Annotated in this window: 13 protein-coding genes; 8 read left to right on the forward strand and 5 right to left on the reverse strand. The window is 59.6% G+C overall.

Features of this window, described 5'->3' with window-relative positions; genetic code table 11:
* Positions 1 to 141 precede the first annotated feature (141 nt).
* The 4 genes from AC2YI2_RS10120 (at position 142) to AC2YI2_RS10135 (ending at position 4,941) form a co-directional block, all read left to right on the forward strand.
* Positions 142 to 1,365 carry an LL-diaminopimelate aminotransferase gene (locus AC2YI2_RS10120; protein WP_487386333.1) on the forward strand — a complete coding sequence of 408 codons (1,224 nt, stop codon included), beginning with the start codon at positions 142 to 144 and terminating at the stop codon, positions 1,363 to 1,365.
* Positions 1,366 to 1,391: 26 nt separating this feature from the next.
* Positions 1,392 to 2,714 carry a homoserine dehydrogenase gene (locus AC2YI2_RS10125; protein ID WP_487386334.1) on the forward strand — a complete coding sequence of 441 codons (1,323 nt, stop codon included), beginning with the start codon at positions 1,392 to 1,394 and terminating at the stop codon, positions 2,712 to 2,714.
* A 56-nt stretch (positions 2,715 to 2,770) separates the two neighbouring features.
* Entirely contained in the window at positions 2,771 to 4,573 is a 1,803-nt protein-coding gene (gene recJ / locus AC2YI2_RS10130) for a single-stranded-DNA-specific exonuclease RecJ (protein ID WP_487386335.1), read from the forward strand.
* A gap of 98 nt (positions 4,574 to 4,671) precedes the next feature.
* Positions 4,672 to 4,941, forward strand: coding sequence for a YMGG-like glycine zipper-containing protein (locus tag AC2YI2_RS10135; RefSeq protein WP_487386336.1), 270 nt, complete (start codon positions 4,672 to 4,674; stop codon positions 4,939 to 4,941).
* A gap of 136 nt (positions 4,942 to 5,077) precedes the next feature.
* Here AC2YI2_RS10135 and AC2YI2_RS10140 read toward each other — a convergent pair whose 3' ends face one another.
* Complete coding sequence (locus tag AC2YI2_RS10140; RefSeq protein ID WP_487386337.1) at positions 5,078 to 5,311, reverse strand: hypothetical protein; 234 nt, start codon at positions 5,309 to 5,311, stop codon at positions 5,078 to 5,080.
* 524 nt (positions 5,312 to 5,835) lie between these two features.
* On the opposite strand from AC2YI2_RS10140, the gene AC2YI2_RS10145 reads away from it, so the two are divergent.
* A complete protein-coding gene (locus AC2YI2_RS10145) occupies positions 5,836 to 6,018 on the forward strand; it encodes a hypothetical protein (protein ID WP_487386338.1) in 183 nt (60 codons plus the stop codon).
* A 70-nt stretch (positions 6,019 to 6,088) separates the two neighbouring features.
* On the opposite strand, the gene AC2YI2_RS10150 is transcribed toward AC2YI2_RS10145, so the two are convergent.
* Positions 6,089 to 7,111 (reverse strand): LLM class flavin-dependent oxidoreductase, encoded by a 1,023-nt coding sequence (locus AC2YI2_RS10150; RefSeq protein ID WP_487386339.1) that lies wholly within the window; start codon positions 7,109 to 7,111, stop codon positions 6,089 to 6,091.
* Positions 7,112 to 7,300: 189 nt separating this feature from the next.
* Here AC2YI2_RS10150 and AC2YI2_RS10155 point away from each other — a divergent pair, with 189 nt between their 5' ends.
* Positions 7,301 to 7,540 (forward strand): hypothetical protein, encoded by a 240-nt coding sequence (locus AC2YI2_RS10155; RefSeq protein ID WP_487386340.1) that lies wholly within the window; start codon positions 7,301 to 7,303, stop codon positions 7,538 to 7,540.
* Between the two features lie 52 nt (positions 7,541 to 7,592).
* On the opposite strand, the gene AC2YI2_RS10160 is transcribed toward AC2YI2_RS10155, so the two are convergent.
* Entirely contained in the window at positions 7,593 to 8,693 is a 1,101-nt protein-coding gene (locus AC2YI2_RS10160; protein ID WP_487386341.1) for a hypothetical protein, read from the reverse strand.
* Between the two features lie 579 nt (positions 8,694 to 9,272).
* On the opposite strand from AC2YI2_RS10160, the gene AC2YI2_RS10165 reads away from it, so the two are divergent.
* Together AC2YI2_RS10165 and AC2YI2_RS10170 are read left to right on the forward strand one after the other, a co-directional pair.
* Positions 9,273 to 9,620, forward strand: coding sequence for a hypothetical protein (locus tag AC2YI2_RS10165; RefSeq protein WP_487386342.1), 348 nt, complete (start codon positions 9,273 to 9,275; stop codon positions 9,618 to 9,620).
* Between the two features lie 575 nt (positions 9,621 to 10,195).
* Entirely contained in the window at positions 10,196 to 11,824 is a 1,629-nt protein-coding gene (locus AC2YI2_RS10170; RefSeq protein ID WP_487386343.1) for a site-specific integrase, read from the forward strand.
* A gap of 144 nt (positions 11,825 to 11,968) precedes the next feature.
* Here the strand turns inward: AC2YI2_RS10170 and AC2YI2_RS10175 are convergent, their stop codons facing one another.
* Both AC2YI2_RS10175 and AC2YI2_RS10180 read right to left on the reverse strand, forming a co-directional pair.
* A complete protein-coding gene (locus AC2YI2_RS10175) occupies positions 11,969 to 12,154 on the reverse strand; it encodes a hypothetical protein (protein WP_487386344.1) in 186 nt (61 codons plus the stop codon).
* A complete protein-coding gene (locus AC2YI2_RS10180) occupies positions 12,151 to 12,471 on the reverse strand; it encodes a hypothetical protein (RefSeq protein ID WP_487386345.1) in 321 nt (106 codons plus the stop codon). The genes AC2YI2_RS10175 and AC2YI2_RS10180 overlap by 4 nt, the downstream gene beginning before the upstream one ends.
* Between the last annotated feature and the right edge of the window lie 143 nt (positions 12,472 to 12,614).

The following is a 12,614-nucleotide window of genomic DNA, read 5'->3' on the forward strand; positions in this document are numbered from 1 at the left end:
GGCACGCCGGCCAATCCTCGTCGACTCCCGCCAGCCGACTGCACCCGATAGGTAGTTTTTGCCCTTGCCTTTCCGGCTATTTGGTCGCAAAGCGTGATTTGCGGCATGATGGTGCCGCTTCTGGTTCTCACGAGGCTCGAGATGGAAGAATTTCACAAGGTCCGGCGGCTACCGCCCTATGTTTTCGAACAGGTCAATCGTTTGAAGGCACAGGCACGAGCCGCGGGCGCCGACATCATCGACCTCGGCATGGGAAATCCCGATCTGCCGACCAACAAATTCATCGTCGACAAGCTGGTCGAGTCGGTGCAACGCCCCGATACGCATGGCTATTCGTCTTCCAAGGGCATTCCCGGCCTGCGCCGCGCCCAGGCCGCTTATTATGCCCGCCGCTTCGATGTGAAGCTCAATCCCGATACCCAGGTCGTTGCGACGCTCGGCTCGAAGGAAGGCTTCGCCAACATGGCCCAGGCGATCACCGCGCCCGGCGATGTCGTGCTGTGCCCGAATCCGTCCTATCCGATCCATGCTTTCGGCTTCCTGATGGTCGGTGGCGTCATCCGCTCGATCCCGGTCGAGCCGGATGCGGAATTCTTCCGTGCGCTTGAACGCGCCGTGGCCCATTCGATCCCTAAGCCGATCGCGATGGTCCTCTGCTATCCGTCGAACCCGACAGCCACGGTCGTTGAGCTCGATTTCTACAAGGATGTCGTGGCCTTCGCCAAGAAGCACGGCATTTATGTTCTTTCGGATCTCGCCTATTCCGAGATCTATTTCGATGGCAACCCACCGCCCTCGCTCCTGCAGGTGCCCGGAGCGATGGATGTCGCGGTCGAATTCACCTCGATGTCAAAGACCTTCTCCATGGCCGGCTGGCGCATGGGCTTTGCCGTCGGCAACGAGCGGCTGATCTCGGCGCTGACGCGTGTGAAATCCTACCTCGATTATGGTGCCTTTACGCCGATACAGGTGGCTGCCAGCGCCGCGCTCAACGATCCCGACGCAGACAAGCATATCGACGAGGTGCGCCAGGTCTACAAGAAGCGCCGTGATGTGATGGTTGAGAGTTTTGGCCGGGCCGGCTGGGATATTCCCGCGCCGAAGGCATCGATGTTTGCCTGGGTCCCTGTGCCGGAAAAATTCCGCCATCTCGGCAGTCTGGAATTCTCCAAGCTGTTGATCGAGAAGGCGGATGTGGCGGTCGCCCCGGGCATCGGCTTCGGCGAGCACGGCGACGATTATGTCCGCATCGCGCTGGTTGAGAACGAGCATCGCCTGCGCCAGGCCGCCCGCAACATCAAGAAGTTCTTCGGCACGGCAGACGAGACATTGCATAACGTCGTCGCCTTGAAATCCGCCCGCTGAATTCAGAAAAAGACAGGAAGTTTGATATGGCTGATGCCCTTAAGATCGGCATTGCAGGTCTCGGAACCGTTGGTGCCTCGCTCGTCAAGATTCTGACGACCCGCAGCAACATGCTGACCGTCGCTTGCGGCCGCCCGATCCATGTCACGGCGGTGTCGGCACGCGACCGCAGTCGTGACCGTGGCATCGACACCAGCCGCATGCATTGGTTCGACGATGCCGTCGAGCTCGCCCGCTCAGCCGACATCGAGGTCTTCGTCGAGCTGATGGGCGGGGCAGGCGAGCCCGCCTATTCGGCGGTCAAGGCGGCCCTGTCGCGCGGTCTCCATGTGGTGACAGCCAACAAGGCGCTTCTCGCACGCCATGGCGTCGAACTCGCGGCACTCGCCGAGGAGCAGGGTGTCATTCTCAACTTCGAAGCCTCCGTCGCCGGCGGCATTCCCGTCATCAAGGCGCTGCGCGAGTCGCTTACCGGTAATACGGTCAGCCGCGTCTACGGTATCATGAACGGCACCTGCAACTACATCTTGACCCGGATGGAGAAGGAAGGCCTGACCTTCGAAGCCTGCCTCAAGGAAGCCCAGCGCCTGGGTTATGCAGAAGCCGACCCGGCCTTTGACATCGAAGGCAACGACACGGCCCACAAGCTGTCGATCCTGACGACGCTTGCCTTCGGCACCCAGATCGCGGCCGACGACATCTATCTCGAAGGCATCACCAATATCTCGCTCGAGGATATCCGGGCCGCCGCCGATCTCGGCTACCGCATCAAGCTCCTCGGCGTGGCGCAGAAGACCGCCTCGGGCATCGAGCAGCGCGTCCATCCCACCATGGTGCCGCAGGATTCCGTCATCGCCCAGGTCGACGGTGTCACCAACGCGGTAGCGATCGAATCGGACGTGCTCGGCGAGCTTCTCATGGTCGGCCCCGGCGCCGGCGGCAACGCCACGGCCTCCGCCGTCATGGGCGACATCGCCGACATTGCCAAGGCACGTCCCGGCGCCCAACTCGTCCCGAGCCTCGGCCGTCCCGCCAGGCAGCTTGACACCTACAAGCGCGGCGAAATGCAGAGCCATGAAGGCGGCTATTTCATCCGCCTGACGGTGCAGGACCGCACCGGCGTCTTCGCCTCGGTCGCGACCCGCATGGCCGAGAACGCCATTTCGCTCGAGTCGATCGTGCAACGCCCAAAGGTGCATGACGACAAGGCCGCGCAGCAGACGATCATCCTCGTGACCCATGCCACGACCGAGCAATCGGTCCGCAAGGCGGTGGCCGCCATCGAGACCGAGGGCTATCTCATCGGCAAGGCGCAGGTCATCCGCATCGAGCGGCCGAAGAACGCCTGACGCTTTTGACTTCCGCACCACAAGTGCCTACTTCTCGGCCTTTGCAGGGAAGTGAGATGGAAGAACGCGTAGATCCGGTGGAGAGGGCCTTTCTCGGCGTCGAGCGTTCGGCCAGCGGCCAGCGGTGGGAGCAGCGGCTCGACCAGGCCGGCCTCAACCGCGCGCTCGCCATGGCGCAGATCCATGGTGTTTCCGAATTGATCGCCCGCGTGCTGGTCGGCCGCGGCGTCGCAGTTCCTGACGCACTCACCTTCCTCGATCCGACAATCCGCGACCTGATGCCCAATCCGTACACGATGACGGATTGCGAGAAGGCGGCTGAGCGGATTGCGCGTGCCATCGATCTCGGCGAGCATGTCGCGATCTTCGGCGACTACGACGTCGACGGCGCCTCTTCGGCCGCATTGCTCTATCGCTTCCTCTTCCATTTCGGCATTGACGCCCGGATCTACATTCCGGATCGCATTTTCGAGGGCTATGGCCCTAACCCTGCGGCGATCGGCCAGTTGATCGACGACGGCGCGCAACTCCTTGTCACCGTCGACTGCGGCTCGACCAGCCTTGAAGCGCTCGCCGTTGCGGCCGAGCGCAAGATCGACGTGGTGGTCATCGACCACCACCAGGTCGGCCACGCGCTGCCCGAGGCGCTCGCCATCGTCAATCCGAACCGCGAGGATGATCTGTCAGGGCAGGGGCATCTCTGCGCAGCCGGCGTCGTCTTCCTCGTGCTGGTCGCGCTGCACCGCCTTATGCGCCAGCGCGGCGATCCCCGCGCCGCAAGCCTCGACCTGCTTGGGATGCTCGATCTCGTGGCCCTGGCGACGGTGTGCGATGTCGTACCGCTCAGGGGCCTCAACCGCGCTTATGTCGTCAAGGGCCTGATCGCCGCCCGCCATATGACCAATCCCGGCCTTGCGGCACTCTTCACGAAGGCGGGCATCGGCGGACCCGTGACGCCTTACCATCTGGGTTTCCTTGTCGGCCCACGCATCAATGCTGGTGGTCGGATCAGCGACGCCGCGCTCGGTTCGCGGCTGCTGACGCTCGACGATCCCGGCAAGGCGCAGGAGATCGCGTCAAAGCTGGACGACCTCAACCGCGACCGGCAGGAAATGGAGCGCGTGATGCTGGCCGAGGCCGAGGCGGAAGCGCTTGCCGAATATGGCACCGGCGAGCATGTGCCCGTTATCGTCACTGCGCGCGACAAATGGCACCCAGGCATTGTCGGGCTGATCGCCGCCCGGCTGAAAGAGAAATTCCGCCGTCCGGCCTTTGCAATCGCTTTTGACCCATCCGGCAAGGGCACTGGCTCAGGTCGGTCTATCGCCGGCTTCGACATGGGGCGGATGGTGCGGGCCGCCGTGGATGCCGGCATTCTCGTCAAGGGCGGTGGCCACGCCATGGCGGCGGGCCTGACCGTCGAGCGCAGCAATCTCGGCCAACTGCGGGCTTTCTTCGAGGAAGCGGCAAAGACCCAAGTCGCCGCATTGGTCGAGGATCAGGTGCTGGAAATCGACGGTGCGCTCGGCGCCTCGGGCGCGACCTTCGCCCTGATCGACCAGCTCGAGAAAGCCGGCCCTTACGGATCGGGCCATCCTCAGCCGGTTTTCGCCCTGCCGCTACATCGTGTGCTGGAATGCCGCTACGTCGGTACCAATCACCTCCGTGTATCCCTGCAGGCCATGGACGGCGCCCGTCTCGAGGCCATGGCCTTCCGCGCCATCGATACCGATCTCGGCCGCTTCCTGCTGTCCTCGCGCGGCGATCAGATCCACGTGGCAGGCACGCTCAATGCCGACTATTGGCAGGGCTCCCGTCGGATTCAGTTCCGCATTTCCGACGCCGCGCGCGCCGGCTGAGGCTCCTCGCTCCAATTTGTTCCAATGATATTGGCGGGAACCTTCCCGAAAACCGGGCATTAGCCGGGTATCCGATCAACGGAATATGGAGAAAGACAATGATGAAGACCGCTGTTATCGCTGCCGCCCTTCTGACCGGCGCCACCTTCGCCACCTCGGTCCAGGCCGAAGAGCCGGATGCCACCACAACCGGTACGGTCGCAGGCGCCACAACGGGTGCACTGGTCGGTGGCCCCGTGGGTGCCGTTGTTGGTGGCGCCATGGGCATGACCACGGGCGCAATCATTGACGATGCTCAGAAGCCTAAAGATGAAACGATTATCATCAAGAAGAAGCGTCAGCCGGATACCGTCGTGATTGAAGAATAGGCGTTAGTCGTCGTGAATTAGTGACGAAAACCTTGCCAGCTTGGCCAATTGCAAACGCCCCGTCATCGAATGCGGGGCGTTTCATATTGATGCGAAAACGGCCAAGGCGAGCGCGACGTAGAAAGGGCCGGCTTGGTTAGATTGCTGCCGATCCTTGGCCCTTTTCGGCGCCAAAATCGGTTTCCGCCTCAGCGTTTGCCGCCAGCGCCTGTATCTCGACCTGAAGGGCCAGTTCGAGTGCGGCCACCACATCCTGGCGCGAAAAGCCTTCTTCCGCGGCGGTTGCCATTATGTCCTTCATTTCAAGCGACACCAGTTCCTGAAGCTCTTCGAAAAGGCGGTTGTCGGTCGTTCCGGGCTCGACTTCCATTCACGTACTCCTTTTCGACAACAACGAGCCTGACGAGAAAGCGTTGCTTCGATGGGTGCACAAAATCCGCTCAAAGAAAAACCGGCTGCTAAGCCGGTTTAATAAGCGGACTTGGGAGGTAAGTCCGCGGGAGGGGAACATGGCCTCAACGCGCGGTGCGGCAAGAGGTTCCACATCACCGACAAAATTTCTGAAGCCGCATACTTCCGAGTGCTCGAGTAACCTTTGTGACTGCTGGGACTCTGTCTGCGGGATAAATCTGCTGCATCAGTTCGTTCCACCAGACCGACCACGGATGGCAATCATGTCCCGCTACATCTTGGCAACGCTTTTTGTTTTCGGCATTTACGGCGTATCCGCCTTCATGACCGCGATGAATTCGCTGCCACCTGTCGGCTGATTCAGGTAATTGAGCGTCCGCGGCAAACGAAGATGAACAGGTCGGCCCATCTACATTTAGCGCCGACCGGCCAAAACTTGCCACATTCCGATGAGAGCTTGTCAATTCGCCGGAGGACAACGCCATGACTGCTGAACCACCGTTCCGTGTCGAAATCGACGAAAGCAAGGCGCCAACCTATTTTGTGGTGACCGTCGACGAACCCGAATGCATGACTTTGCAATGGCAGTTTTTCGACCGCTGGCATGCCGAGCGCAAGGCAGGTGCCGAGCGCAAGCGACTTCGAGAACTGTTCGTCGCAGCCTAGTGCCGGACCGTACAATGGCTGGCGGCCAGAAACTTTGGGTACGCCGATTTTCGTGGGATTTAGATCACCCTCAACGCCAGCCAAGCGCAGGCGCAACATGTTTCAATATCGCCTCGATCACATGGGCGTTGTAGTCGACGCCGAGCTGGTTCGGAACGGTCAATAGCAGCGTGTCCGCTTCGGCAAATGCTTCGTCTTCCTTCAATTGCTTTATCAGTGCATCTGGCTCGGCCGCATAGGAGCGGCCGAAGATGGCCCGCGTGTTTTCATCGATGAAGCCGATCGAATCCTCTTCCTTGCCGCCGCGGCCGAAATAAGCGCGGTCTCGGTCGTCAACCAGAGCGAAGATGCTGCGGCTCACCGAAACGCGCGGCGTGCGACTGTGGCCAGCCTCTTTCCAGGCTTCACGATAGGCCCGGATCTGCGCGGCTTGCTGGACATGAAAAGGCTCGCCGGTCTCGTCGTCCTTGAGGGTCGAGCTCTGCAGGTTCACGCCGAGCTTGGCCGCCCAGACCGCTGTCGCATTCGAGCCGGCGCCCCACCAGATGCGCTCGCGCAGTCCCTCCGAATGGGGCTCCAGACGCAGAAGACCGGGCGGGTTTGGAAACATCGGGCGCGGATTGGGTTTGGCAAAGCCTTCGCCCTTGAGAATATCGAGAAAAACCTCGGCGTGGCGACGACCCATATCGGCGTCGGTCATGCCTTCCTGCGGCTGGTAGCCGAAATAGCGCCAGCCATCGATGACCTGCTCTGGCGAGCCCCGGCTGATGCCGAGCTGCAGACGCCCGCGCGAGATCAAGTCGGCCGCACTGGCGTCCTCGGCCATATAGAGCGGGTTCTCGTAGCGCATGTCGATCACGGCGGTGCCGATCTCGATGCGGCTCGTTCTGGCACCGACGGCGGCGAGCAGTGGGAAAGGCGAGGCAAGTTGTCGCGCGAAGTGATGGACACGGAAATAGGCGCCATCAGCGCCAAGTTCCTCCGCCGCGACGGCAAGATCAATCGATTGCAACAGGGTGTCTCCTGCCGAACGCGTCTGCGATTGCGCAGAGGGCGTCCAATGCCCGAACGAAAGGAACCCGATTTTCTTCATGATCTCGCTGCCTGCAACTCGTATTGCTGTGCCTGTGTGCCATATCTCGGCATTGAGCGACAGTTTTGAAAGCCTGTTGAACAAAGTGTTCATCTAGCTGCGACACGCTCTAGAGGCTGCGCCAATACCGTATGGTGGTTGGCGGCGACTCCACGCTGTTGTAGACTCGATTCACGCATCGAGGTCGCCATGCCCTTCATCCTTCAACCCAACGACTTTGAAATTGTGCAGGCTGTCTTCAAGTCACTGCTCAATGCGGACTGGTTCGATCGCACTGAGGCCAATGAGAAGGCCTGCGCCCAGCTCGTCCTGGTCCTTTACGGCACCGGCGGGCTCACCATCTCCGAATTGCATGGCAAGTGCATCGACACGGCGCAGGAACTCTTCAGCAAGACAGTCACGAGGGAAATAGGCAGGCGGGGGCAGTAGCTGGGCAGCCAGCCGTGGCGATGCAGCGGTTCCGCAGTTGCCGGCGCTCGTCTTATCCGCCCGTGTTGGCCGATTTGCTCGCGAGCAACTCCCTGATCTTCGCAGCATAGTCATCTGGCGAGGCAGAATAGAAGACCGAGCGCGTCGGCGCCAGCAGCACCGTTGAACCCAGAATACCTCGATAGGGCAAACGTGCTTCGAGGGAGGCTGGCACGGTGCCGATGAGGGCATGGCTCATACGGGCAATGCCGATGGTAACCGCTTCGCTGTCTTTGCCAAATGTAGTATGAAACCAGCTGCTGTAGCGGTTGTATTTTTCGGTCTGCAGCTTCACGCTATCGATCGCCGCCATGTCACCCTCATTGGCTTGAGCGACGATAGTCCAACTGCTTTTCGGAAGCCGTGCAGCCGCTACGCCGCAGTCTTTCGCTGTCTTGCCCGTCAGCGCGGTTACGGGAACCGAAGGATCAAGATTTGCAATGCCCGCATTGTCGCCTCCGATGATGGCGACGTGCGAAATCACACTGTTCGGCGCCTTCTCGATATTCCAGACAATGTCATTGCCGCCGGCAAGCACCAGATAGATTGGTCCTCGAGTGTCGGTGACCACAACATCGACGACTTTCATTGCCGCGCGCTGCCTCGCTGCTGACGGATCCTGCAGTTCCTCTTCCGACAACGCTTGCACTTGCGCGTCCGACAAGGCGACGATGCCGGTCGGCAGACCGGACTCACTGGTCTGGACCTGCACAAGCGTCTCGTTCGCCGAGGGGCGCGGGAAGCTACATTTCTTCGCAATCTCGAGTCGACCGATCTTCGCCGGCGCCTGGCCATCGGGCACGGTCGAGCCTGACACCAGGGCCTTGAACCAGACGAGCGTGGCGCCTTCTCCGATCGCCAGAGCAGGGGCGGCTTGATAGCCGACCGCCGATGCTTCGATGAAGTTTCCAGGATCCTCGCTGGACGGCGCATCACTGTCCGAGCAGGAAGACAGGAACAGCGTGACGAGACCGACCGAAATGAAGCGCATCATTGAGCGAATACCCATAAGCACAATTGCTGAGGCGCACGCTAAGGCAAAACCCGTTGCCATCCCGTGAATCGAGGGAAGCCAAAATGTCGTGGGATGTGCGCATTGAAGAAAATGGAGCATGATGACTCCGCAGCAGCAACCAACTGACGTCACTGCGCAACGACGCCGAATGCGGGTCGGCAGACATTCACTTCCCAACAAGATTCATCACAAAATCTGCGCGTGCATCCTAAAGGACGGTGGTGAGGTTCGGGCCCCGGTCGTCATCTGGAGTGAAGTTCTGTGGCGCTCGCATCGGTCGCTGAACGGACGAAGAAGCGCAGGGATGAGGATTGGTCGAAATGCGCTCCCGCGGCAACAACTTGTGTAAGAATCTGTACCGAAGCGCTCGAGTTTACGTTGTGGTGCGGACAGGCCCGCTCCTGTTAGTCCTGCTATCGTGCGTCCAGTGATTTGAAAGTGGAGTTCAAAATGGCCGCCCAGTCGAAAATCGTACAGAACAGGACAACTATTTTCGAACCTTACGATCTTGAATATTTCCTGCAAAAGCACCCGGTTTCAAGGAAAGATGCGATCCGAATCCTGCAATTGCACCGGAGCGACCGGGATGCATGCGACCGCGCGGCCTTCAGCCTCAAGTGGAATAGTTAATTTCGCGCACAGGCGAATTTGGTTCGCCGGCGATCAATCGGAGGGGTCATGCTGAATGGCAGGGCGAGAAAAATTTTCGAGATGCACGGCGTTGCAGACTTCCGGAAATGCGTTGCCTCATACGATCTGATCGTCTGTCCGCGCGATCCTGTAAAGGTTCGGGTCGTCATCTTTGAAATCGCGAACGGCACGTTCTCGTACCGCAACAGTCACCATATCACCATACCGGGACATGGGGCCTATCTCTCCAGTTCAATGCAAAACCCAGCGGTCACGCCGGAGCAGGCATTGGACTTTGCCCTGAACGAACTTCTGTTCCACTATGAAGACGCGATCGAAAAGGGGCACACGCCGTCCTCCAAGTGGTTTTCAAGAACACCCGGCTTCGACTCGTGACAGAAAGCCGGCCGCCAACTGGCTGGGTCGGGACTATGCTCCAGAAATCATTGTCCATGGTCGTTCTCAACGAAGCGGCCCGCCAACAACGATGGTGGCCATATGCGGCGCCTGAAACGCCTACTTGTTGAGAAGGATAGAGCGGATCCTTTGCGCGCGCCGTTGCGCGGGTGACATCGATTCCATGTGCCATATGCCCGACAGATGGGCAAAACCCCACATTTCGGCGCAAAAGTCCGTCACGTGAGACACATGCGGCGCCTTAGGAAAAGATACGATGTATTGATTCTGCTTTTCTTTTCCGTGGTGAGAGCGATGGGATTCGAACCAATGACCTACTGATTAAAAGGAAGGGACTTTTCTGTACGGCGTGTCAATCCGTATCTGAAGAGAATTTTTGCCAGCTGGGATTGAGTGCTTCAATCCATTGAAATTAAACAATATTCTGCACATTTGTCTTCTCTGTTGGTCTTGCTAACCCATGCGTCATCATGTTCCGTATTAGATGTTGCTTTTTGGGTGCCTGACCCTATTCTGACCCGAAGTTTCAGGCGGGTCAACTTTCGGGTCAGGGAATGGCAGTCGTACACATCGATCACGACATTTGGAAACAAGCTCAAAAGGATGCGGTAGAAGCGCGCGACATCGACTATCGAGACAAACAAACTCGGGGGATGGCCATCCGTGTGCGCGGGGGCAAGGCGGCCTGGTACGTCATGACCGACGCTTACAAGAAACGTGTGAGCGGTCTGGAGATGTTCGTTCCGGACAAGGTCTACAAGAAGACCACCGAGAAGGGGAACCTCGACGAACTCAAGAAGCTGGTCGTGCAAATACGCGAGTTTGTCGACGCGGGCGATGAGGCCCGCGTGAACGAAATCCTTTCGGAGATCAACAAAGGCGCACAAGGCGTCAGAAAGGCGCGTGACCGTGTCGCTCTCAACAGGGGCGAGGTGTGGACGTGGGAGCAACTCCGCGATGCCTATCTGGAGTACGTGGAGCAGAACCTGTCGTTCAAATCTTGGCAGGCCATGTGTTCGGCGCTGGGCGCTGCGGGCGGCGTTGTGGGTGCAGATTTCGAGCATCTGTCCGGTATGGCCGCGCACGCTGTTGGCGTCGCTGAGATCAACAAGGTGTTGGACAACATGAAGGCCCGATGCCTGACCAAAGAGGGGGCGACGCAGAATACTGGGCTGTCCCAACGAACGAAGGTCGTGCAATACTTCCGGACGATGTTCGAGTGGGCATCGGAACACGACAGCGAGCAGAGGCGGATGAGCGGCATTGAGACGAACGTCGCTCGTCTCGTGAAGAAGCCCAAGCCAGTAAGCGTGACCTCTGGCAAGGACCGGGGAAAGCGGGGCAGGGCACGTCGACAAGCGGCGGCGACGTTCACGCCCCAGTACGCCAGCCCCGCACAGCTGGGCATGTTCGGTCTGTCTCAGCTCTGGTATGACGTCGTTGCGCCGGAGCCCGCAAAGATCGCTCTTCTGCTCCAATTGATGACGGGACAACGCATCTCGTCCGTGTTGACGGCCTGCTCTATCGAATTCGTTCGCGTTCCGGCCGACAAGGGTACACCGTGGAAATACGTGTGGGCCTTGGGTCCAGATAAGATGGGCGCGTACAGATTGCTTCCCCTTCCGGACGTCGCCGCGTGGTGCGTCTTTATGATGAAGAAGAGCCATGCCCGCGACGGCAACGATTTCTTGTTTCCCCAACTCCGCAGAAGCAAGGGCGTCGATGGCAAGCCGGGCGATCATACTTTTACGATGCACTACACGACCGTGAAGGAGGCACTTCAGAAGGCGCTGAAGCTCGAAGAGGGACTCCCGTCCTCATTCAAGGGGACACACGATTCACGTCGCTGCCTGATCACGCATTTGTCGGAGTGGAAAGACCTCGGGTTCGACGACCACATGTCCGTCGAGCGGGTTACCCATAAAAACGAGGGCAAGCAGACAGTCAGGCAGAAAATCTATGACATGAATCCATCGTTGAGGGACAAGTTCAAGGTTCTGCAGACGTGGGAGGACATGCTTTTAGACGCGTTCGATGATCCTGTCTCAGCTGGCACGCGCTTTTCTTTTCAAGACGCCGAGGATCGCCGCAACGATGTCCGGACGGAAGATATGTGGGCTAAGATGGACGCCCTCAAAGACTCACTGAACATGGGCGGGTACGACGAGGAAGAGGAAGACTGATGAGTCCACTTCGAAGACGTCGTCGGCATCGGCGGCGCTGGCCCCGCAACAAGGCGTCGTCTTCGCGGAGGAGCAGTGTCGGTGGTGGAGTTCGGGGACGTTTTACCATGCCCCGAATTGGAGCACGGTAGGCTTAAAATCCCGTTAGGCCCTACGGCTCCAAACCCCCTCGAACACCCTCCTGACGACATCATACGACACCGTCTTCGAGGCCTGCTTGGCGAAGCCGTAGAGCAACGTCGCCTTGGTTTCGCCCGGCCGCGTCGCGATCCAGGCCGCGATCTGACAGCGCAGCGCGGCGTCGGGGTCGAGGGGGCGGAGGCGGGTCAACTCTTCAACTCCGAGGCCGCCCGGCGAAGCTTCTCAATGGCTTCCCTTGTCGTCCGCTGGCTCTTGGCGAGCTTCGTTTCCAGGCGGTCGCAGAAGCGCGAGACACCCTTGCCGCCTCCAAAAAAGGCAATGGTCATCTTGCTGACGTAGAACCAAACGTACTCGATGATGGTGCGGGCTGAGCCGAACAGGATCGGCGCGGCCACGGTGACCCACTCCCAATCGAGCTGGCCGTAGTGCTTGAGCGCCGCGAACAGCAGTGACAGCGTGATCAGCTTGATCTTGAGTGGGAAGGTGATGACGGACAGGTAGGGCATGAACGTCTCCCGGCACCGGAATGGTGGTGCCAGAGACAATTATGTGTCGCCGAGATGCTGGTCCGGCCGCCGCCGGCTAAAAATGAAGAGTCGTCTAGCGGTTCAGAACGAACTCTTGGTAGGCCAGCATTCGCATCAGCGAC

The sequence above is a fragment of the Rhizobium sp. SRI_017 genome (assembly GCF_057586295.1).

Bases quoted from the DNA above. Each gene is read 5' to 3' on its own strand.
- AC2YI2_RS10140 (WP_487386337.1), bottom strand. From the start codon at position 5,311: ATGGAAGTCGAGCCCGGAACGACCGACAACCGCCTTTTCGAAGAGCTT.
- AC2YI2_RS10155 (WP_487386340.1), top strand. From the start codon at position 7,301: ATGCCCTTCATCCTTCAACCCAACGACTTTGAAATTGTGCAGGCTGTC.
- AC2YI2_RS10125 (WP_487386334.1), top strand. From the start codon at position 1,392: ATGGCTGATGCCCTTAAGATCGGCATTGCAGGTCTCGGAACCGTTGGT.
- AC2YI2_RS10135 (WP_487386336.1), top strand. From the start codon at position 4,672: ATGATGAAGACCGCTGTTATCGCTGCCGCCCTTCTGACCGGCGCCACC.
- AC2YI2_RS10170 (WP_487386343.1), top strand. From the start codon at position 10,196: ATGGCAGTCGTACACATCGATCACGACATTTGGAAACAAGCTCAAAAG.
- AC2YI2_RS10150 (WP_487386339.1), bottom strand. From the start codon at position 7,111: ATGAAGAAAATCGGGTTCCTTTCGTTCGGGCATTGGACGCCCTCTGCG.
- AC2YI2_RS10160 (WP_487386341.1), bottom strand. From the start codon at position 8,693: ATGCTCCATTTTCTTCAATGCGCACATCCCACGACATTTTGGCTTCCC.
- AC2YI2_RS10145 (WP_487386338.1), top strand. From the start codon at position 5,836: ATGACTGCTGAACCACCGTTCCGTGTCGAAATCGACGAAAGCAAGGCG.
- AC2YI2_RS10180 (WP_487386345.1), bottom strand. From the start codon at position 12,471: ATGCCCTACCTGTCCGTCATCACCTTCCCACTCAAGATCAAGCTGATC.
- AC2YI2_RS10165 (WP_487386342.1), top strand. From the start codon at position 9,273: ATGCTGAATGGCAGGGCGAGAAAAATTTTCGAGATGCACGGCGTTGCA.
- recJ (WP_487386335.1), top strand. From the start codon at position 2,771: ATGGAAGAACGCGTAGATCCGGTGGAGAGGGCCTTTCTCGGCGTCGAG.
- AC2YI2_RS10120 (WP_487386333.1), top strand. From the start codon at position 142: ATGGAAGAATTTCACAAGGTCCGGCGGCTACCGCCCTATGTTTTCGAA.